This is a genomic window from Streptomyces sp. MMS24-W38 (assembly GCF_059889265.1).
The window spans coordinates 2269057-2290175 of record NZ_JCBCPP010000001.1 but is presented as its reverse complement, the minus strand read 5'-3'; the positions used below and the strand labels follow the sequence as shown (position 1 = coordinate 2290175).

Sequence of the window (21119 nt, the reverse complement as noted above, 5' to 3'; positions counted from 1 at the left end):
GTTGAACCATGCACGAAAATCACCAACAAGCGCCGCCGGGCATGGACGGGGAGAGGTTTCAGGTCGTAACGTGCCTTTCGCGCCAGGCCGTGAAGGACAAACGACCACAACCATCACGGGCCCCGGGGCAGGCCCTAGAGTCCGTAATCGATCGAGCAATCACGACGGCGAGTACCCGGTCCGCGGAAGCGGTGCCGACTGAGGCGCAGAAGGGCGCGCGCGGTGTTGGGGGACGACGCGGAGTTGACCGCCGCGCTGGGGGCGGCACAGGACGGGGACGAGACCGCGTTCCGCACTGTGTACCGAGCCGTGCATCCGCGGTTGCTGGGATACGTGCGCACACTCGTCGGCGAGCTCGACGCAGAGGACGTGACGTCCGAGGCATGGCTGCAGATCGCCCGGGACCTGCAGCGGTTCAGCGGTGACGCGGACCGGTTCCGCGGCTGGGCCGCCCGGATCGCCCGCAACCGCGCACTCGACCACATACGCATGCGCGGGCGCCGCCCCGCGATCGGTGGCGACGAGACCGAACTGACCGGGCGGGCCGCGGCGTTCGACACCGCGGACCGGGCCATCGAGGCGATGGCCACCGACGGCGCCCTCGCTCTCATCGCCCGACTGCCGCAGGACCAGGCCGAGGCCGTCGTCCTCCGGGTGGTCGTGGGCCTCGATGCGAAGACCGCCGCCGAGACGCTGGGCAAACGGCCGGGCGCCGTCCGCACGGCCGCGCACCGGGGCCTGAAACGGCTGGCCGAGATGCTCGACGGCGATCCGGAGGCACATCCGGAATCCACCGGGGTGCTCGATGCCCTCCCCCTCCAGAGAGAACCGCGCCGCCCCGCGGTGACGTCCGCGAGTGTGACGCATATGCGAGCGCGGACGCAGAAGGACATGTGATGGCCGACGAGCAGTACAGGTGGCTGAACCGCGAAACCGCGGAGCGACTGCTGAACGGAGAGCCACTCGAAGCTGCCGACCCGGCCACCCGTGACCAGGCAGAACGCCTCGCCCGAACGCTCGGCGCGCTTTCCTCCCCACCCCTGCCGGCCGACGAGGAACTCCCCGGTGAGGCCGCCGCGTCGGCCGCCTTCCGCAAGGTGCGCGAGGAACGCGCGGGACAGCTGCACGTCGACCCGTCCGACCCGTCCGTCGCGCACCGGGCCGAAACACGGGCCGAAACGCGGGCCGTCGACGCCGGGCTGATCCGCATCGGCGCCCCGCGCGCGGACGGTTCCGGAGCCCGGCGGGGGCCCCGCTGGGCGCGCCCCGTGCGCTACGGGCTGGCGGCCGCGCTGACCGTGGGCATGCTCGGTGGAGCGGCGGTCGTGACCGCGACCGGCGTCCTGCCGGCGTTGTCCGCGGGGTCCGCGGGGCCCGCCCCCACGGCCTCCGCCACGGCCACCGCCACCCCCGAACGCCTCCAGCCGCACCCGCCGCAGGGGGACCCGCGGGGCGGAGACACACCGGAGGGCGACCCGGGCAAGCGGTCCGGGGACGACGAAGCGGCTGCGGGACAGGGGGACGGGCCGGACGCCGGCGAGGACGGGGACGGCGGTACGGCGACGCGGCCGGGCGACCCGGCGGCCGGGGCCGGCCGCGGGCAGATCGCCTCGGCCTGCCGCGCGCTGCGCGACGGCAGGAAGCTCCAGGGCGACCGCAAGCGAGTCCTGGAGAACGCCGCGGGCGGCCCCTCCCAGGTCGGGTCGTACTGCGAGAACGTCCTGGCCGCCCGGGCCGGGGGAACCGGCTCAGGCGGCGGCACGAGCTCCGGCAGCAGCTCCGGTTCCGGCTCCACGGCGCAGAACAACGGCGACCCCGGCACCCGCAACAAGGGCAGGGGCAACGGAAACAGCGGAAACAGCGGAAACAGCGGAAACAGCGGAAACAACGGAAACAGCGGAAACAGCGGAAACAACGGAAACAGCGAAAGCAAGGGCAACAGCAGCAACCAGGGCGCGGGCAACGCCAACGGCGGCGGCAACGCCAACGGTGGCAACAACGGCAAGGGTGCCGACAAACCCGGCTGACCTGTGGCTTTGCGGGCTTTGGGCACCTCTTGGCCGCCATGTGTGACGTTTTTGGCCGCCGGGGCGCAGTAATGAGTGAGCCGACTGGTCATCGGCTTTCGGCGCTGAGCCAGGGTTCCCCCCGTACCTGTGGCTCGTGCCTCTCGGCGCGGGCGGGACACGTTCCCCCGGTCCCGCCCGCGCCCTTTCTCACCCCTCCGTGCCCGCGCGGCGCTCACCCGTGGACGACGACCTTGTCGCCGGTGCGCACCTGCCCGTACAGCCGGGCGATGGCGGCCTCGTCCCGCACGTTGACGCAGCCGTGCGAGGAACCGGCGTAGCCCCGCGCGGCGAAGTCCGCCGAGAAGTGCACGGCCTGGCCGCCGCTGAAGAACATGGCGTACGGCATCGGCGAGTCGTAGAGCGTCGACCAGTGGTCGCGGGACTTCCAGTAGACCTGGAAGACGCCGTCGCGGGTCGGTGTCGGGTCGGCGCCGAAACGGACGGGCAGCGTCGTCACGGTCCGCCCGTCGATCATCCAGCGCAGGGTGCGGGTGGACTTGCTGATGCACAGCACCCGGCCCGTCCGGCACCGCGCGTCGGGTGCGGCGGCCGGCTGGCCGCCCATCAGGTACAGCTCCCACTTGCCCGGTTCGTGCGTCATGCCGAGCAGCCGCTGCCAGGTGACGGTGTCGGTCCTCCCGGTCCGCGGCAGCCCGCGCTTGCCCTGGAACCCCTCGACCGCCTCCCTCGTCCGGCCGTCGTACGTCCCGGTGGGGCCGTCGAACAGCCAGGCGACCTGACGCAGCCGGGCCTGGAGCTCGCGGACGTCACGCCCCGAGTCGCCGGGCGACCAGAGCACCCGCGCGGGCGGCCGTGGCGGCGCGGCGGTCTCCGCGCCGCCACGGCGGCCTTTTCCTCCGCCGTCGGAACCGGGCCCGGAATCCGGGGGCCGGTACGCGGACGGCGTCCCGTCCGGTCTCTCGATGTGTATCGGTGAACGCCGCTTGCCGTCCGCGTCGACGGGCTGCACCGTGCACCCCACGGCACCGCCGGTCAGGGCGGCCAGCGCCAGAAGCGCGGCCACCGCTCTCCCCGTCCCCATGCCCGTACTACGCACGCGGCCCCCCCGTCGTCTCGCCGGTCGCGGTCGGTCGTCATCCAGGATTTTTCCCTGAGATGTTCCCCGAGCGTGACCGCTTCCGAACCACGGGGCATGGTGGTGTGTGACGGGAAGACGGCCGGGGCGGCGTGTGCTGTGAGCGCGGTCCCACCGGCCCTGTGAGCAAGGTCCCAGCGTGCGCCTCTGCACCGGGCCGCACCCGCACGGCTACAGTCCGTCGAGGCGTCGGGTCTTCACTGGCGAGTAACTGACGGGTAACAGGCGAGCGGTCCGAGCAGCACCGCTCAGCGGGAGGCATCACACCATGGCGCGCGAGTCGGACAGTGCCCGGTCCACCGAGAGCGGACTGCCCATCGAACCGGTCTACGGGCCGGAGTCCCTGGAAGGCTGGGACCCGGCCGAGCAGCTGGGTGCCCCGGGGGCGTACCCGTTCACCCGGGGCGTGTACCCGACGATGTACACCGGCCGCCCCTGGACGATGCGCCAGTACGCCGGTTTCGGCACGGCGACCGAGTCCAACGCGCGGTACAAGCAGCTGATCGCCAACGGCACGATGGGCCTGTCGGTCGCCTTCGACCTGCCCACCCAGATGGGCCACGACTCGGACGCCCCGATCGCCTCCGGCGAGGTCGGCAAGGTGGGCGTCGCCATCGACTCGATCGACGACATGCGGGTGCTGTTCGGCGGCATCCCGCTGGACCAGGTCTCCACGTCGATGACGATCAACGCGCCCGCCGCCCTCCTGCTGCTCCTGTACCAACTGGTCGCCGAGGAGCAGGGGGTGCCGGCCGACAAGCTCACCGGCACGATCCAGAACGACGTGCTGAAGGAGTACATCGCGCGCGGGACCTACATCTTCCCGCCGAAGCCGTCGCTGCGGCTGATCGCCGACATCTTCAAGTACTGCAGGGCCGAGATCCCGAAGTGGAACACGATCTCGATCTCCGGCTACCACATGGCGGAGGCGGGGGCGTCCCCCGCGCAGGAGATCGCGTTCACGCTGGCCGACGGCATCGAGTACGTCCGTACGGCGGTCGCGGCCGGGATGGACGTCGACGACTTCGCCCCGCGCCTGTCGTTCTTCTTCGTCTCCCGCACGACGATCCTGGAGGAGGTCGCCAAGTTCCGGGCGGCCCGCCGGATCTGGGCGCGGGTGATGAAGGAGGAGTTCGGGGCGAAGAACCCGAAGTCCCTGATGCTGCGTTTCCACACGCAGACCGCCGGTGTGCAGCTGACGGCCCAGCAGCCCGAGGTCAACCTGGTCCGCGTCGCCGTCCAGGGCCTCGCGGCGGTGCTCGGCGGCACCCAGTCCCTGCACACCAACTCCTTCGACGAGGCCATCGCGCTGCCCACCGACAAGTCCGCCCGCCTCGCCCTGCGCACCCAGCAGGTCCTGGCCTACGAGACGGACGTGACGGCGACCGTCGACCCCTTCGCGGGTTCCTACGTCATCGAGAAGATGACCGACGAGGTGGAGGCCGCGGCGCTGGAGCTGATGGCCAAGGTCGAGGACCTCGGCGGCGCGGTCAACGCCATCGAGCACGGCTTCCAGAAGAGCGAGATCGAGCGCAGCGCCTACCGCATCGCCCAGGAGACCGACTCCGGTGAACGGGTCGTGGTCGGCGTCAACCGCTACCAGCTCGACGCGGAGGAGCCGTACGAGCCGCTGCGCGTCGACCCGGCGATCGAGGCCCAGCAGGCCGAACGCCTGGCCAAGCTCCGCGCGGAGCGCGACCAGGGCGCCGTGGACTCGGCACTCGCCGCCCTGAAGAAGGCGGCGGAGGGCGAGGACAACGTCCTGTACCCGATGCGCGAGGCCCTGCGGGCGCGGGCGACGGTGGGCGAGGTGTGCAACGCGCTGCGGGAGATCTGGGGGACGTACGTGCCCAGCGACGCGTTCTGACCTGGGCTGTTAATCCGTACGGGCGATCATGGGCGGTATTTCGACCCGCCCCGGTTACTCTCGTGGAGAGTGGGCCCCGAAAAGGAGGACGCCATGGCCGTACTGCAGCAGGAGCTGACCCTGGGCGAGGCTGCCGACCAGCTTGCCCGTGCACTGCCTGGCCACCGCGTGGAGATTCTCCAGGGGAGGCTCACTGTGACACCGCCGCCGGACGGCTCGCATCAGCTTGCGCTGACCAAAATCGGTAGGGCGTTCGACCGTGCTGGGATCACCGAGACCGGGCTGGAACACGTCCAGGGTGTCGGGCTCTGGTTGCCGACACTGCCGGCGGACTTCGCGATCCCGGACTTCTCCGTTGTCGACGAGGACTTCCGCGACGCCTACGTCACCAAGAACTACTACGCGCCGAACGTCTTCCGCCTCGTCGTCGAGATCACGTCGTCGAACTGGTCGGACGGCCTCGGTCCCAAGGTCGAGTGCTACGCCCAGGCGGGCATCCCGGCCTACCTGGTCGTGGACCGCAAGCACGACGAGGTCCTGCTCTACACGGAACCGGCCGAGGGCAAGTACCCCGGCCCCCAGCGCTTCAAGCGCGGTCAGGACGTGGCTGTCCCGGAGTCGGTCGGCGTGCGCGTGGAGCTCTCCGTGGACACGCTTCTCGACGGCTGAAATACCGGCGCGGAGTGTTGCGACCTCGTGCGACACTCCCTCCATGTTCGGCGTCACAGACCTCCCCACCTACCTGGCAGGGCTCGTCCTCATCGTGCTGCTGCCCGGCCCCAACTCCCTGTACGTGCTGTCCGTCGCCGCCCGCCGGGGCGTGCGGGCCGGGTACACCGCCGCGGCCGGGGTTTGGTGCGGGGACGCGGTGCTGATGACGCTGTCGGCCGCCGGAGCCGCCTCGCTGCTCCAGGCGAACGCCTTCCTGTTCGGGATCGTGAAGCTGCTGGGCGCCGGATATCTGACCTGGCTCGCCATCGGCATGCTCCGCGCCGCCTGGAAGATGTGGCGCACGCGCCGGGAGAGCGACCCGGCCGGGACTCCGGCCGCCGCCACCGCCGCCGCGGAGCGGCCCTTCCGCCAGGCGTTCGTCATCAGCCTCTTCAACCCGAAGGCGATCCTGTTCGTCGTCGCCTTCTTCGTGCAGTTCGTCGACCCGGGCTACGCCTATCCCGCCCTGTCCTTCGTGATCCTCGGCGCCATGCTCCAACTCGCCAGCGGCCTCTACCTCAGCGCACTGATATTCGGCGGCACCCGGCTCGCCGACGCCTTCCGCCGCCGCCGGAGCCTGTCGGCGGGCGCCACCTCGGCGGCGGGTGCCCTGTTCCTGGGCTTCGCGGTGAAGCTTTCTCTGGCGTCATCGTCATGAATCCAGCGATCCGGCTTCTTCACCCAGGGCCGCCGGAGAGCCCGGACAGCCGCAGAGGTTCCGGGTTGCTCCTGCGGTGCAGTGACGACAGCACCCGGAACACCTCCCGGGCCACGGGGTGAATCCGGGCCGTCTGCGGAGCGGTCTCCCAGGCATCGGACAGGCTCTCCAGAGCCCCGTCACGGTCACCGACGTCCAGCAGCGCCCTGGCCAGGTTCATACGGGACGGAGCGACACGAGTAGGCGGCAAGCCCTCCAGAGCCGCATCGAGGTCCTCGGCAACGGCCAGTGCCTCCGCGGGGCCGCCCCAGGTCCAGCCGAGCGGCCAGCACGTGCGTGGTCGTGTCCTGAGGACCGAAGATCATGCCGTGCCGGTTCCAGTCCCGGTCGAACCACTCGGAGGCTTCCCAGGCCGATCTGATGTGCCGCTCCGCTTCCCTTCCCTCTTGCCCTGGAGCCTTCCGGCAAGGGTCATGCCCCGAAGTGATCGCCTACACCATCACAAGGGACGCCATCGGTCATCGAGCGAACCATGTCCTGGCCGACCGGCTATCGCTGCCTCAACCACCGCTACGAACGCAACCCCCGCAACTACCCGGCATCCCCCGGCCTTGCCGCAGCCCTCTGCTGCTACGGAGGAGTGCCCTCCCTCCGGTCACGAGTCAGGGTGTCCGTCTCCTCCGCTTCCGTCTTCGGAAGTCCGTCTGGTTTGAAAACGATGCAGAACCGCCCGGAAGCCGGCGAAACCGGACCCTCCGGCATGCTCGTGCTCATGCTGGGCCGTGAGCGGGCGGAAGCCGTACCCCAGCGACTGTCCGACGCCCGATGGGCCTTGATCGAGCCGACGCTGACGGCTTGGAGAAAGGCCCGGCTCGATCGCAGGCCGACCGGGCAGCCGGCCGAAGTCGAACTGCGCGAGGTGTTCAAGGTGATTCTCTACGTGAACCGCATGGGAATCCCCTGGAAGTGCCTCCCGCGCGACGTCCCGAACCACGGCACCGTCTACGCCTGTTACGCCGCCTGACGCGACGAGGGAATCTTTGCCCGGCTCACCTACGACCTGACCGGACTGGCCCGGGTGAAGGAGGGACGCAAGCCCGAACCGACCGCCTCCGTGATCGACATCCAGAGCGTGAAGACCTCCACCAACGTGCCCGTGACCAGCCAGGGTACCGACGCCGCGAAGAAGATCGTGGGCCGGGAAAGAGGCATCCTCACCGATGCGTTCGGGCTCCTCCTCGCCGTGAACGTCACCGCCGAAGGCCTCTCCGAGAACGCCGTGGGAATGCGACTCCTTGACCAGGCCAAGGAAACGTACCCGACCATCTCCAAAAGCTGGGTCGACACCTGCTACAAGAACGCCGTCGTCGAACACGCAGCCACCTGCGGCATCGGCGTCGAAGTCGTCGGCAGAAACCACGGAGTTCGCGGCTTCCATGTCGTCAAAAGGCGCTGGGTCGTAGAACGCGGCATTGGATGGATCATGATGCACCGCTGCCTCGCCCGCGACTACGAGACCCTTGCCGCCGGCTCCGAAGCCATGATCCACGTCGCCTCGATCGACCACCGCGCCAAGCGCATAACGGACGAGACCACACCCACTTGACGAGGAACCTACTGGGTCATAAGGGGCGATGGAATTGGATCGAACGCCTTCTCATGAAGGGTAGTACGGAAGGTGACCTCAAAGTTGCAACCGGGTGTTTCGCGGGAGCGCGATATTTGGTCTCTGTTCCGGTGGATGTACTGCAGTGCATGCCTACGATCATCAGGCCCGTTATCAACTCCCCACCCAGAGGGCCATTTTGGACACCACGTTCTGGAGCAGACGCAGAGTGCTGACCGTGGCCGCCGCCACCACCATGGCGACGTCCCTTCAGATGCTCCCAGCCGTAAGGGCCTTAGCCGCCACGACAGGGGACGGTGAAGCTCCCAGCCTCCCGTCGCTCCCGGGAACCGCGCGGGCGAAGGCGGTGACCGCCTGGAAGACGGGGGGCAAGTCGACGCGGAAGGCGGCGGCCGCGGCGCTGGCCGGCACCGATGCGGACGTCGAGAAGTTCGTCGCCACGGGACTTCCCTCGGCGATCGCCGAGGACAACCGGGCCGCCCTCTTCAAGTCCCTTGCCCTGTCCGGCAAGGGGACGACCGCCGAGATCTCCCGCGTCCTGGCGGCCGGCGACGCGGAGATCGCGAGCTTCCTCGCCGGCGGATACCAGGCAGCACACAAGGAGGACTTGAGTGTCCTCACCTTCACCCTGAAGGCGCAGGGTGGTAGAAGTGTGCAGGCTGCAGCGGACACCGCGCTCGCCGACGGCTCTGCCGACGCGCTGATGAAGTTCGTCAGCGAGGCCCAGTTCTCCGCGCGTCTGTCAGACGAGACCGCCGAGGTCTTCAAGATCCTCAACGGCGCGGGTCCAGAACTCAGCACCTACGCGCAGCGCGCCCTGGGCGACGGCAGCGCCGACGCCATCCGCTGGTTCCTGGAGATCGGGCAGAACATCGCCCGGGCCCGGGACAACGAGGCCGCCACCATCGAGCAGCTCGTCGCTGTCGTCGAACGCCAGGCAAAGCGGGCCGAGTTGACGACCGAACAAGCCAAGGAGGCGTCAGGCAAGGCGAAGCAGGCCGCGGCGAAGGCCAAGGAGGCTGCCCTGGAGGCCGCTGCGGAGGCGGACGCGGCGAAGGAGGACGTGGCCAAGGCCGCGGCCGCCTCCCGTAAGGCTGCCAGTGCCGCGAAGGGTGCGGCACAGGCGGCGAGCACCGCCATCGCCGCCTCCCGTGCCGCGCAGTCCGCGTCCCGGCGCGCCGCCTGGGCCGCGCACGCCGCGACGTCGGCCGCGGCCACGGCGGCCCATGCCGCCTCGGCGGCCTATCAGGCGGCCATGGCCGCTTCCAAGGACGCGGCCAAGACGCAGGCGGCCAAGGACGCCGCGATCGCCGCCCGCAATGCCGCCGCGAAGGCGCGTACGGCGGCGAAGGCCGCGGATGCAGCCAAGGTCGCATCGCAGCAGTCGGCCGCGGCCGGCAGCTCAGCCGCAGCCGCCGCACGTGACTCTGCCGCCGCCGCGAATGCCGCGGCCACCGCAGCAGCCGCCGCCGGTGTCGCCCAGTCCGAGGCCGCCGCTGCTCGTGCCGCCGCCGCCGAAGCGGATGCCGAGGCCGGGCGTGCCACCCGTGCCGCCGCCGCCGCGCAGTCCCTGGCCAACACCGCGGCGACCGCGGCCGAAGCAGCCAGGAACGCGGCCAATTCCGCCGCTGATCACGCCGAGGCCGCGGCCGACGCAGCCGACGAGGCCGTCAAGTACGCAGGTCAGGCCGTCGATTTCGCCAACAAGTCCACTGCGTACGCCAACGAGGCCCAGAAAGCGGCTGAGGCAGCGGTCAAGGCCGTCCAGGACGCGCAGGAGGTGGAGCGGCAGGCGCGGGACGCGGAACTGGCCAAGATCGACGAGTTCACCGCGCAGGGCAGGGCCGAGGCCGCGCTCCTGGCGGACCTGGAGAAGAAGGAGGCGGAGAGCACCCAGAACGACCTCACTCAACAGCAGGCCCTTGACTCGGCCACCCGGGATCTGATCGCGGCGGCGGAGCAGGCGTTCGCGGCGGGTGACCATGCGACTGCCGTGGACAGCGGCCGCAAGGCATGTGTCAGCCTGCTCGCCTCGCGCGGGACCTGGACCCGGGAGGCCGCGGAGTACGCCCTGGCCGCCGGTGACGAGTCGGTTCTCAACTGGATCGACACCGACCGGGTCATCGCGCAGAAGCAGGACGACCGCGAGACCGTCCTGTTCATCGGCCAGGTCTCCACTCCGGATGTGGCGGGAGCGGTACAGGCCGCTCTGGAGTCCACGGACGAGGGTGCTCCCGCCGCCTTCCTCAACACCGGTGCGATCGAGGCGGCCAGGACCGACAACACCGCGGCCATCTTCAGCATCCTCGGCAAGAAGCCCGGCCCGGCGGTCAAAGCGGCAGCGAACGCCGCCCTCGCGGACGGCTCGGCCAAGGCGGTGCACGAGTTCTTCACCACGAAGTTCGGCCCGGCCCAGGCCGAGGACGACAATGCGGCGGTCTTCGCGATCCTCAACGGCGCCGGTCCTTACACCAAGATGGCGGCGACCGTGGCGCTCGAGGGCCCGAGCTGGATGCGCCGTGACTTCCTCACCACGGCCCACCCCAGAATGCTCCAGCTCGACGCGGACTCGGCCGCCCACATCGCGGCGATCCAGGCCATGCTCGCGCACGCCGCCAAGCTCGCGCAGGACGCGGTGACGAACGCGGCGTACGCGCAGAAGGTGGCGGCGGAGGCCCGACGGGCGGCGGAGGACGCGCAGAAGTGGGCGCAGGCGGCCACGAACTCCGCCCTCAAGGCACAGGAGTACAAGGAGCAGGCGGACGCCCACGCGGACACGGCGGAGAAGTCCGCCGCAGACGCCCGGGCCTCCGCGGACAAGGCGAAGGCCGCGGCCCGGACCGCCCGTGGTGCCGCCCGGCGCGCCAACTACTCGGCGAACCAGGCGATGGCGGCCGCGGCGCAGGCGGTGCGGTCCTCCATCGCCGCGCAGGCGTCCGCGAACGCCGCCGCCGCCTCGGCCACTCAGGCGGGCAGGGACGCCCAGGAGGCGGCGAACGCCGCGTCCGAGGCCAAGCAGATCGCCGCCGAGAAGCGCAGGCAGGAGCAGGCGGAGGAGGCCCGCAAGGCCAAGGAGGCGGCCCGCAAGGCCAAGGAGCAGGGCGTCGACCAGTCCGACACGGCGGACAGCGACAAGACGAAGAAGCCCAGCGAATTCCTCGGCATGAACGAGGAGGAGTGGCGGAACGCGGCCGGCTACCTCGGCACCGTCTCCACGGTCACGGGAAGCATCGCCGCTCTGGGGTTGCTGGTCCCGCCGCCGGCCGGCGAGGTCATCTACGGCGCGTTCGGAGCCGTCTCCCTCGTCACCGGTGTGGCAAGTGCGGTCATCACTGGATTCACCGACGGCTGGACCTCCGAGGCCTTCGTGACGTCGGCGTTCGGTGTAGCCATCGGAATCGCCACCACAGGCATCCCGTTCACCAAGTTCGGCGGGACGGTCGGCACCATCACGAACGCCTTCGACGGGCTCGGGGGCGGACTGAGGTCGGCCGGCGTCCAAGCCCGCCGGGTGGGCTCGTCGCTTCTGTCGCCCGCGGTCGGCGCCGTCACCGGCGCGGCATCCGCGATCGGCGACGCCTGGGACGACCTGACCCCGTGGTGAACCGGCCACGTTGATTTCCCGGGGCGGCACGCATGTGCGCGCCGCCCCCACTTCTCTGCGTTCCACCTCAAGAGGTTCGCCACTGTGTTCATGGGCCTGTCCATATCCTTCTGGGCCGCTCTTGCCGCTGCCGTCACCCCTATTCACATCGCAGTAATGCGATGGTGCATGCCCACGCCACGGACGAAGCTGAATATGTCTTTCGGCCCGCTGGCCAGCGGTATTGTCCTGCTGATGTTTGCCCTGGTGAAGGGGTATTCCCTCGCTCTCACGCTGTTTCTCTACAGCGGAATCCTCATCACCTTCATCATCATGCTGGCGCCCGTACGGAAAAGGATTTCCGCAGGAATCCTGGAACAGGAGAAGAACCCTTTGGAGAAGGTTTCTCCGGACATGGGGGCGCTGTGGTGGTGCTGCCTTTCCGGGATGGCCTGCGCGATCGCGCTCATTTACCCCCTGTACGCCATGAAATAGCAATGCCAGTCACGGCAGAAGGATGCACATGAAATTCGTCAGATGGATAGCTGTCACCTCTGTGGCCGTCGCAGCCTGCGTTGCCGGCGTCTCGGCCGTCGCGCCGTTCGACGGCACCACCACCGCCACCCGATCCACCGTGCTGGTGGCGGACGAAGCTCCGGGCTATGCGGTAGAGGATTTCAACTACCCGCAGGCCGAAAAGATCGAGGCCGAGAAAGGCATCGTCCTCAAGCGGGGAGACGGGCACATCGTTCTCGCCGAGTGCGGGAGCGAGGCTGGGCTGCTGGAGATCTACACGCGCGCGGCCGACAAGGTCTGCTTCCGCACCACCGGTGACTCCGGCTATCTGAGCCTGGAGATCAAGTCCGTGTACGGCGTGAAGGGTGCTACGGACCTGAACGCCGACATGACGCTGCAGGCTCCGGACGGGACGCCCCAGGAGATAACCGTCCCCAAGGACTCCTTCACCCCGGTCGGGGAGTCGGTCGACCCCGAGGGTCAGGAACACATGCTCGTCGAGATCTCCACCAGCAAGTGACCCCGCCGACCTCCCCGGAGGAAGTACCCATGCACCGCCCTCGCACACTCCGATCAGGGCCACTTGCCGTGCTCGCGGCATCGCTCGTCGCCACTCCGTTCTTCATGTCCACACCTGCCGCTGCTGTTACCGGGACCACCACCGACAGCGTGCGCAGTTTCACCGCCCGGCTCGACATCGGCGACGGGCAGCGTGCCTGCTCGGCGACGCTGGTGCACGCCGAGTGGCTGCTCACCGCCGCCAGCTGCTTCACCGGCGGCCTCATCGAACCCACTCCCGGCAAGCCCGCCGAGAAGACCATCGCCACCATCGGCCGCACCGACCTCACCACCACAACCGGCCAGGTACGCCAGGTGGTGGAGCTGGTCCCACGCACCGACCGTGACCTGGTACTCGCACGTCTCGCCCGGCCGGTCACCGCCGCCCCCGTGGCTCTGGCCGCCGCCGCACCAGCCGTCGGCGAGCAGCTGACCGTCGCCGGCTACGGCCGGACGAAGGACGAGTGGGCCCCGCTGAAGCTGCACACCGGCGCGTTCTCGGTGGACGCCGCCGACGCCACCACCGCCACCGTCGCCGGCCAGGACGGCGCCACGATCTGCAAGGGCGACGCGGGTGGCCCCGCCTTTCGCGAAGCCGACGGAACCGTCAAGCTCGTCGGTATCAACAGCCGCTCCTGGCAGGGTGGTTGCTTTGGATCCGACGCGGCCGAGACCCGCACCGGCGGCGTCGCCACCCGGGTCGACGACCTGAAGGACTGGGTGGCCGACGAAGTCGGCGCGACCCGGGTGACCGACTTCGACTGCGACGGCACGGAGGACGTCGCGGTCGGCGACCCGACGGCGTCGGTGAACAGCCGGTCCAACGCCGGCCTGGTGCGCGTCGTCTACGGCGGCGGGCGCGAGTCCACAGTGATTCACCAGGACCTTGGTCTGGTGACCGGCGGTGCCGAGGCCGGCGACGCCTTCGGCAAGACGCTGGCTGTGCTCGACTACGACGAGGACGGTTGCACCGACTTGGCCGTGGGCGTACCCACGGAAGACATCGGCGACGTAGTGGACGGCGGCCAGGTGACCGTGCTCTACGGCTCCAGGGAGGGACTGGGCCTCGGCAAGGCCTCGTTCAACCTCCAGCAGGGCACCGGCACGGGAGAGATCAAGGAGCGTGCGTCCGAGGCGGGCGACCTGATGGGCGCTGCCCTGGCTGCCGGCCGGACTGCTTCCGGTGAGCCGTACCTGCTGATAGGCGTGCCCGGCAAGAACCTCAAGGGCCATGTGAACGCGGGCCTGGCGTACTACCTCCGGGGCACGACCAACGTCTCGATCCACCAGGACGACCCGGGCGTGGTGGGCGTCATCGAGGACGGTGACCGGTTCGGTGCCTCCGTCGCAGCCTCCCCGAATCACCTCGCGATCGGCGCACCCGGTGAGGCGGTAGGCACGTCCTCGGACGCCGGCGCGGTCAATGTGTTCAAGCACCAGCTCAGTACAGACGGCATCCCCGCCCCCGTGGCCTTGGTCGACCAGGACACCGAGGGCATCAGCGATGCTGCCGAAGCCGGTGACCTGTTCGGTGCGTCGCTGTCGATGACCTCATACCGTCCGTCCGGTGCCGCCGCCGCGACCGACTCGATCATCGCCGTCGGTACGCCCGGTGAGACTCTCTGGGTGGGCACGGACTCCTTCAAGGGGGCCGGGCAGGTGACCACGCTCAGGGTTACAGCGGCGGGTGCCGTAACGCAGCTGGCAACCGTTCACCAGGGAGTCGAGGGAGTCAACGGCGCTTCGGCGGCCGGTGACGGCTTCGGTACCGAGGTGGCCGCTGTGAACACCGCTCCGGATGCGCCGGGCACTGCCGGGACGATGCTGTTGGCGGTCGGTGTGCCCGGAAAGGACATCAGCACGGCCACGGACGCGGGCATGGTGCAGACCTTCTCGCTCCTGGGCGCGCCCGGCGACTCCGACCACTGGATCGAGGCCGGCAACGCCCGTGGTCTGCCGGGGACTCCGGGACCGTCGCAGCGCGTAGGCGCCTATCTGAACGGCACCGGCACCCACCTGTGGATCGGCATGCCGCACGGCCCCGCCGAACGTGGAGCCGTCCACGCACTGCCGTGGTCGAACGCCATGGGTGGTGCCGACGGCACAGTGACGAGCCATCAGCCGGGCCTGGGCGGACTGCCACTGACCGGCAAGGCATTCGGCATGACGATGCGCTGATCCTCCTACCGTGCGGGCCCCGGGGCAGCGGCCTTTCCCACCGGGACCGACTCGGATCGCGCCTGGTTCCTCAGTCGGATCCGAGCCCTCTCACCTTGAAGAAGACCCTGTTCTCCCTCGGGCTGCCCAGCTGGGCAGCCCGAGGGCTGCCGGTGGTCAGGCCGCCTTGGACAGCGGTTCGGGAGAGGGCCGGGACAGGCGGATCCGGATCTTCGGGGTCAGGGTGTCCTCCACGTACCGGTTCAGCAGCCGGGCCAGCAGCAGCATCGTGGCGATCGTCAGGGCGAAGGTCTCCGCCGAGCCGATGCCCAGGCCGCGGTGCAGGGCGTGGATGACCACCCAGCCCAGATGCTCGTGGACCAGGTAGAACGGGTAGGTGAGGGCGCCCGCGACGGTCAGCCGGCGCCAGTTCGCCCAGTCCAGCAGGCCCAGCGCGATGGCGGCGACCGCGACGAAGCCGAGCGTGACGATCAGAACGATGCCGAACGAGGTCCGGTGGGAGAAGACGTCCGGGCTCGGCGCGTGCCACAGGTCCTGGACCGCGTAGTGCTGGCCGATCAGCCAGCTCACCCCGACGATGCCCCAGGCAGTGGGGTCTCCCCTGCTCGAGCGAAGCCGAGAGCTTGGGGAAGCGTCCTTGCGGTCGCGGTGGACGAGGTGCAGGCCGATGCCGCCGATGAAGAACGGGGCGTACTCGGGCATGAGGGCGAGGTCCAGCAGCGGCTCGTTCGCGGCGTCGGCGATCGCGGCGACCATGGTCCATACGGCGCAGAACAGGACCACCCGCTGCCGGCTCGCCCCGGGCATCACCACGAACAGGGCGAACAGCGCGTAGAAACGGATCTCCACCCACAGCGTCCAGCACACGCCCAGCACCCGGTCCACGCCGAGCGGCTGCTGGAGCATCGTCATGTTCACCAGCGCGTCGCTCGGTGAGACCGCGTCGTAGACGACCACAGGCAGGGCGAACACCGCCGTCACGAGCAGGACCGCCATCCAGCAGGCGGGCAGCAGCCGGGAGGCACGGGAGGCGAAGAAGGACCGCAGCGGCCGGCCCCAGCCGCTCATGCAGATGACGAATCCGCTGATCACGAAGAAGATCTGGACGCCGAGACAGCCGTACGAGAAGTACTCGTGGAGGGTGGGGAACTGCTCCTTCGGCGAGCTGCCCCAGGCCGTGCCGACATCGCCGCCCCGCCCGCCGTAGTGGTAGGCCGCGACCATCAGCGCGGCCAGCAGCCGCAGCCCGTCCAAAGCGTGCAGACGGCCGCCGGAGGTTCCGGACCGGGACGGGGCGGCGGTGGGGCTGTCCCGCGGTTTCACGGGCGCCGTGGCGGTGGGCCGGGGCTGCGGAGCCGGGCTGACGGCCGTCTCGGTCACGCTGGTGGTCCTCCGTGCTCGTACTGTCCGCGCCGTCCGCGACCCTGCCCCCCCGTCCGGGTGTCAGGAAGCCCTTAGGAACGCGGAGTGGGACGCCTTGCCGAGGTAGGTGAAACGGGTGTCGCTCGTGAGGTGCTTGTCCAGCGCCTCCTTGATGCCCGGCCATTTGGGGTCGCCGAAGTCGTCGAGGACGACGACCGCGCCCGGGGCGGCGATCTCCTCCGCCCATTCGAGGTCCCTGGCGACACCCTCGGCCGAGTGGTCGCCGTCGACGACGATCACGCCGTAGCGGCGGTCCGAGACGGTGGCGCGGGTGTCGGGGTCCTCGGAGAAACCGCGCTGGATCCGGGCGGCCAGGCCCGCCGGACCGGCCAGGGCCAGGTTGGTGCGGACGGCGTGCTCGTCGACCGGGGTGCCGGAGGGGTCGTTGCGCCGCGGCGTACCGGGCTGGAGCTGCACGCCGGCGAAGGGGTCGACGATCGTCACGCCAGGGCTGCGGCCGTCGCGCTCCAGCATCCGGATCAGTCCGGTGGAGAACATGCCGTAGAGCGTGCCGATCTCGAGGACCTCGTCGTTCGGCGGGTCGAGCAGGGGGATGGTGCCGAGCTTGCCGCAGATGTTCATGGTGCCGCCGGCGATCCGGCCGACCCCGAGCGACTCCAGTGAGACCAGCAGCCGGAACGCGGTGGCGACGTTGCGCTCGGCGGCGGCCCGGTCCCCCGCCAGCTCGGCCACCTCGGAGTGCAGGCGGCCCAGCGGACCGGGGCTCACCACGCGTGAAAGGCCTCGACCACGAGAGCCGAGCAGCAGGTCAAGGGTGAGTTGCCCGCGTTTCATCTCCTCGACGGCAGCGTGGAGTCGTGCTCTCTCCGCCGTGTCCGCGGCGGCCGCCGAGCGGATGCGCCGCTCGATGCGTCGGTCGATGAGGTCGGCCACCGGGCGCAGCAGGCGCCGGGAAGCCGAGCTGGTCAGCAAGGAACGGCTGTTCATGGAACCGAATGCCTCAATCCGTCGGGAGTCGAGCAGGAGTGATGCGGCTTGCGGGTTGGCAACAGGCTAGGGGCGGGGCCGCGGTGGGGGGAGGAATACGAAGTCGATCGGCAGGCGAACAAGTGGCGAACTCCGTATGGAGCCCTCACGGGATTCGGGTGCGCCGGAGGCCGGTGGACGCGGGAACGCCGAAGGCCCCGCCCCCGCGAGTCCGGTCGTCCCGGCGGGGTGGGGCCTCTCCATGCGTACGCGCTCCGGTCGACTCAGCCGAGCAGGCGTCGCAGGTTCAACCTCCCCCACAGCAGGCTGGTGGCGAACGACAGGGCGATGACGGTGATCAGCAGGCCCACCAGGAGCAGCCCCGCCACCGGTCCGCTCAAGTCCGGCGACACCAGCGGGGCGACGATCTCCTCGACGAACAGCACATGCACCATGTACGCGCCGAGCGCGGCGTTGGCCAGCTTCCGCAGCAGGGGCCGCCGCTTCTCGGGAACCCTGACCCTGCTGATCAGAAGCAGCACACAGATGCTCATGAGGGCGACGAACAGATGCGCGTTGGGCATCACGTAATGGATCTGCGTGTTGTACCAGAGGGCCCCGACCATGGTGAGCGGCAGCAGGAGGAACAGCGGCCAACGCGACCGCACGGCGCAGGCCGGGAGGGAGAACAGCAGCGCGCCGCCGACCGCGTACACCAGTGAGTAGGTGCCGAAGCCCCAGGCCGAGGACGGCATCTCGTGATCCGTCACCTCGGCGAGAGTGGTCAGCACGCTGGGGAGGACCGCGATGCCGAGCAGGGCCGCCCCGAGTCCCCAGGGCCGCTTGCCGGCCTTGAGCAGCACCGCGAAGGCGAGCAGCGTGATGATCGGGATGTAGGCGTACATGAACCACAGGTGGTAGGCGGGCTGCACGGAGCCGAAGAGGGAGTCCGTGGCCAGCTCGGTCACGGGCCGGTCGTTGCGGTCGCGCAGCCAGGCCCAGACGAGGTAGATCGCCGTCCACGCGAAGAGCGGAACGAGGTTGCGGACGATCCGCTGCCACATCCGCGCGCTGTCCCGCGGGGGCGCGCCGACCAGCACGGCCCAGCCGGCGATGGCGAAGTACATGGGAACGGCGAACGGGTTGATCGCCTCCGCCACGTGTCCCGCCCAGTACGATCCGGAGCCGTTCTCCGGATCGTTGCCGGTGGAGCGGATGAACTGGGCGCCCACGTGTCCCAGCATGATGGTGGCGGAACAGATCAGCCGCATCAGGTCGATGTCGAAGCGGTGTTCGCGCGGTGCGGCGGTCTGTCCGGAAGGAGCGCTGCTCTGCTGCTGCGGCAGGAGCACTGCGGTGTCGTTCGGCACCGGGCCACTCTCCGTGTGCCCGGTGTACGGGAGTTGACGAGTGAATGGCTCCACTGTGACCGGTGAGTCTCGGTTGGCGGCCCGGGGCGGGTGAGAGGGCTGGTCTTCCGGTGGCCGGGGTTGCGTCACCCCTTCCGGACGCCGCGCCGTACCGTCCTGCGCACCACGCGCTTCGCCCGGCTCACTTGGAGCCTGGCGCGCGATCGGGGCTTGCTGCCGGGAAGGCGGAGCTCGGCCAGCCGCGGTTCGGGGAAGTAGTGGCCGGGGCTGCCGGCCAGGTTGCGTCGCAGCCAGTCGGCCGTCGACTCCCGCAACTGCGGGTACGTCTTGGGCTGCATGCAGAAACCCATCGCGCTCACCAGCGGTGACAACGTCTCGGGGGCCGTGCCGACGAGCGCCGGGTCCTGGTCGCGCTCCAGATCGGGTACCAGATGGTCGACCACGGCCAGGGGCACGCGGTTGCTGTTCGGATAGGGCTTGAGGCGCCCCATCACCAGTCCGGTCCCCACCCGTGCGACGGGCACGTCGTAGTAGGCGGAGGCGGTCACCATCGCCGTCGAGAAACAGCCGACGACGAGTGCGGGACGGCAGTGGTGGTACAGCGTCTCGGCCAGCAGCGGCGCGTCCAGCACGGTGAGCCGGACCCCGGCGTCCGCCGCCGCTTTGCTCAGTGCCGCCGAGTAGCCGGCGGGTGCCGTCGGATGGGGCTTGAAGACCACGGACCGGTGGCCGGCGCGCACGGCTCCGGTGAGCATGCGGACATGGAGGTCCTCCTCCTCCTGCGCGCTCAGGATGTTGATCGCCGCCAGGTACTGGCCGAGCAGCACGGCCGTCGGCGCCTCCTCCAGGACGGGCGCCAACCGCGGGTCGTCCGCCGCGTCCCGGGAGATCTCGTCGAGCACCTCGCGGAACGCCTCGTCCGGGACGACCTCGGGCCCGACGCCGTACTCGGACAGCAGCAAGGGCTTCAGACCGGGGATCAGGTCGAGGTGGAGCAGCCGCCGGATGCGGCGGGCGATGGTCAGCGGCAGCTTGTCCCGGGTCGGGCCGTAGCTCATGAGGCCGTCGGCGTACACGTGGACGGTGCTCTCGGAGAAGATCGCCGCCAGCGCGCGGGCCGGGTTGACCTGGATCGACTCGACGGCGAGTTCGATCAGGTCCCGCTCGCCGATGCCCCACTGCAGACGGAACGCCTTCTGCCACATCACCGTGTCGTTGCCCCGTGGGCCCCAGGCGCTGGGGTGGTGGGGACTGATCGCCTCGTTCCAGCTGACCACCGAGTCGAACCGGCCCGCTATGCGTGCGTAGCCGTGCATCTCGTCGAGCCGCAGGGCGGTCTCCGGTATGGCGGCGTTGTTGGAGACCAGCAGGATGCGCCGGGCCCCGTCGTGCGGTCCGAACAGGCCCGCGTCGAGCGCCGCGGCGAGGGTGGCCGCTCCGTAGAGGGTCGAGACCTGGAAGATCTGGGTCTTGCGGGACATGGATCAGGCAGCCTTCCGCCCGTCACGCAGGCGGCTGAGCAGCCTGCTCCGAGTGCTGTCGATGGTTCTGAGGGTCTCCTCGAGCGCATGCTGGGGCATGCGGTGCAGCGCGTCTCGCGTCTCCCGCCGCAGCCGCTGCGCCGCCGAGGGCTCGTACTCGTCCGCCTTGCCGATGTGGAAGGCGATCATGGCGCAGTAGGTCCGTACGGCCTTGAGGAGGAAACGTTCTGCCTCCGGGTCCTTCTGCAGCTCCCGCAGCAGCGTGTCGTACGACGGGATGAAGTCCAGCTGACGGGAGTCCTTGATCTGGGTGAGCGAGGTCGCCACGCCCCGCCGGTAGAACACGCCGTGCACACCGAGGGACGCGTACGTCCTGGCTTTCAGGTGCAGCTGCCAGATCCACAACCGGTCCTCCGCCGTGCGGAGTTCGGTCGCGAAGCGCATGCCGCCGTCGTCGAAGAGACGCCGGTGGTAGATCCCCGCCCAGACGAAGGGGTAGTCGACCATGGTCTCCATGTCGGCCGGCGCTATTCCCTCGCGCGGATCCATCACGATGTTGCGCGCCGGTGCCGAGGGCCGCCGGATCACCCGCTCGGTGCCGGTGGCCTGGACGTGATCGGTACGGGCGAAGTCGCAGCCCAACTCGTCCATGGCACGCACCAGTTCGGCGAGGTGGCCGGGCCCGTACCAGTCGTCACCGTCGAGGAACGTGATGAACTCGCCGTCCGCCGCGTCGATACCGCTGTTGCGCGCCTGGGCTATCCCCATGTTCTTCTCGTGCCGGATCACCCTGGCGCGGGGCCGCCGCTCCGCCCACCGGTCGATCACCGAGGAGGTGGAGTCCGTGGAACAGTCGTCCACGAGCAGGAACTCGACATCGGGTCCCGCGTTGTTGGCGAGGCTTCGCAGCGTGCTTTCGGCAAACGCTCCCACATTGTGCATGGGGACGACGACGGACAATCTCGGCACGGGGGCCTCTCACGCTTGAAGGAGGGAGATGGGGAACAGTCTGTCGACTTTTTCGAAAGGGAAGATGCGGCCCGAGGCGGAGAGGTG

General features: G+C 69.8%; 16 protein-coding genes and 2 pseudogenes. 11 read left to right on the top strand and 7 right to left on the bottom strand.

Annotated features, from left to right (window positions below):
- The first annotated feature begins 222 nt into the window (after positions 1-222).
- A complete protein-coding gene (locus tag AC6F7H_RS09110) occupies positions 223-897 on the top strand; it encodes an RNA polymerase sigma factor (protein WP_500756412.1) in 675 nt (224 codons plus the stop codon).
- Positions 897-2027, top strand: a complete 1131-nt coding sequence (locus tag AC6F7H_RS09105; protein WP_500756410.1) for a hypothetical protein — start codon at positions 897-899, stop codon at positions 2025-2027. Before AC6F7H_RS09110 ends, AC6F7H_RS09105 begins: the two co-directional genes overlap by 1 nt.
- 214 nt (positions 2028-2241) lie before the next feature.
- Here the strand turns inward: AC6F7H_RS09105 and AC6F7H_RS09100 are convergent, their stop codons facing one another.
- Positions 2242-3111, bottom strand: a complete 870-nt coding sequence (locus tag AC6F7H_RS09100) for a L,D-transpeptidase family protein (protein ID WP_500756409.1) — start codon at positions 3109-3111, stop codon at positions 2242-2244.
- 322 nt (positions 3112-3433) lie between these two features.
- Here AC6F7H_RS09100 and AC6F7H_RS09095 point away from each other — a divergent pair, with 322 nt between their 5' ends.
- The 3 genes from AC6F7H_RS09095 (at position 3434) to leuE (ending at position 6401) form a co-directional block, all read left to right on the top strand.
- The gene (locus tag AC6F7H_RS09095; RefSeq protein WP_500756408.1) at positions 3434-5032 is read left to right on the top strand and encodes an acyl-CoA mutase large subunit family protein; all 1599 of its coding nucleotides are present in this window, start codon (positions 3434-3436) and stop codon (positions 5030-5032) included.
- A gap of 93 nt (positions 5033-5125) precedes the next feature.
- Positions 5126-5701 carry a Uma2 family endonuclease gene (locus AC6F7H_RS09090; protein ID WP_500756406.1) on the top strand — a complete coding sequence of 192 codons (576 nt, stop codon included), beginning with the start codon at positions 5126-5128 and terminating at the stop codon, positions 5699-5701.
- Positions 5702-5744: 43 nt separating this feature from the next.
- On the top strand, positions 5745-6401 hold the full coding sequence (gene leuE / locus AC6F7H_RS09085) for a leucine efflux protein LeuE (RefSeq protein WP_500756405.1): 657 nt from the start codon (positions 5745-5747) through the stop codon (positions 6399-6401).
- A gap of 19 nt (positions 6402-6420) precedes the next feature.
- On the opposite strand, the gene AC6F7H_RS09080 is transcribed toward leuE, so the two are convergent.
- Positions 6421-6621, bottom strand: coding sequence for a hypothetical protein (locus tag AC6F7H_RS09080; protein ID WP_500756404.1), 201 nt, complete (start codon positions 6619-6621; stop codon positions 6421-6423).
- A 297-nt stretch (positions 6622-6918) separates the two neighbouring features.
- On the opposite strand from AC6F7H_RS09080, the pseudogene AC6F7H_RS09075 reads away from it, so the two are divergent.
- The 6 genes and pseudogenes from AC6F7H_RS09075 to AC6F7H_RS09050 all read left to right on the top strand — a co-directional run.
- A pseudogene (locus tag AC6F7H_RS09075) lies at positions 6919-7035 on the top strand (IS5/IS1182 family transposase); the annotation flags it as partial.
- A gap of 148 nt (positions 7036-7183) precedes the next feature.
- Positions 7184-8007, top strand: a pseudogene (locus tag AC6F7H_RS09070) (IS5 family transposase).
- A 367-nt stretch (positions 8008-8374) separates the two neighbouring features.
- Complete coding sequence (locus AC6F7H_RS09065; protein ID WP_500756403.1) at positions 8375-11632, top strand: ALF repeat-containing protein; 3258 nt, start codon at positions 8375-8377, stop codon at positions 11630-11632.
- A 90-nt stretch (positions 11633-11722) separates the two neighbouring features.
- A complete protein-coding gene (locus AC6F7H_RS09060; protein WP_500756402.1) occupies positions 11723-12106 on the top strand; it encodes a hypothetical protein in 384 nt (127 codons plus the stop codon).
- A gap of 28 nt (positions 12107-12134) precedes the next feature.
- On the top strand, positions 12135-12647 hold the full coding sequence (locus tag AC6F7H_RS09055) for a hypothetical protein (RefSeq protein WP_500756401.1): 513 nt from the start codon (positions 12135-12137) through the stop codon (positions 12645-12647).
- A gap of 149 nt (positions 12648-12796) precedes the next feature.
- Complete coding sequence (locus AC6F7H_RS09050) at positions 12797-14863, top strand: trypsin-like serine protease (protein WP_500756400.1); 2067 nt, start codon at positions 12797-12799, stop codon at positions 14861-14863.
- Between the two features lie 156 nt (positions 14864-15019).
- Here AC6F7H_RS09050 and AC6F7H_RS09045 read toward each other — a convergent pair whose 3' ends face one another.
- The 5 genes from AC6F7H_RS09045 to AC6F7H_RS09025 form a co-directional block, all read right to left on the bottom strand.
- On the bottom strand, positions 15020-16243 hold the full coding sequence (locus AC6F7H_RS09045) for an acyltransferase family protein (protein WP_500756398.1): 1224 nt from the start codon (positions 16241-16243) through the stop codon (positions 15020-15022).
- 63 nt (positions 16244-16306) lie between these two features.
- Entirely contained in the window at positions 16307-17233 is a 927-nt protein-coding gene (locus AC6F7H_RS09040; protein ID WP_500756397.1) for a class I SAM-dependent methyltransferase, read from the bottom strand.
- Between the two features lie 263 nt (positions 17234-17496).
- On the bottom strand, positions 17497-18582 hold the full coding sequence (locus AC6F7H_RS09035) for an acyltransferase (RefSeq protein WP_500756395.1): 1086 nt from the start codon (positions 18580-18582) through the stop codon (positions 17497-17499).
- Positions 18583-18707: 125 nt separating this feature from the next.
- Positions 18708-20063 (bottom strand): polysialyltransferase family glycosyltransferase, encoded by a 1356-nt coding sequence (locus AC6F7H_RS09030; RefSeq protein ID WP_500756394.1) that lies wholly within the window; start codon positions 20061-20063, stop codon positions 18708-18710.
- A gap of 3 nt (positions 20064-20066) precedes the next feature.
- Positions 20067-21032, bottom strand: coding sequence for a glycosyltransferase family 2 protein (locus tag AC6F7H_RS09025; RefSeq protein ID WP_500756392.1), 966 nt, complete (start codon positions 21030-21032; stop codon positions 20067-20069).
- Positions 21033-21119: the final 87 nt, after the last annotated feature.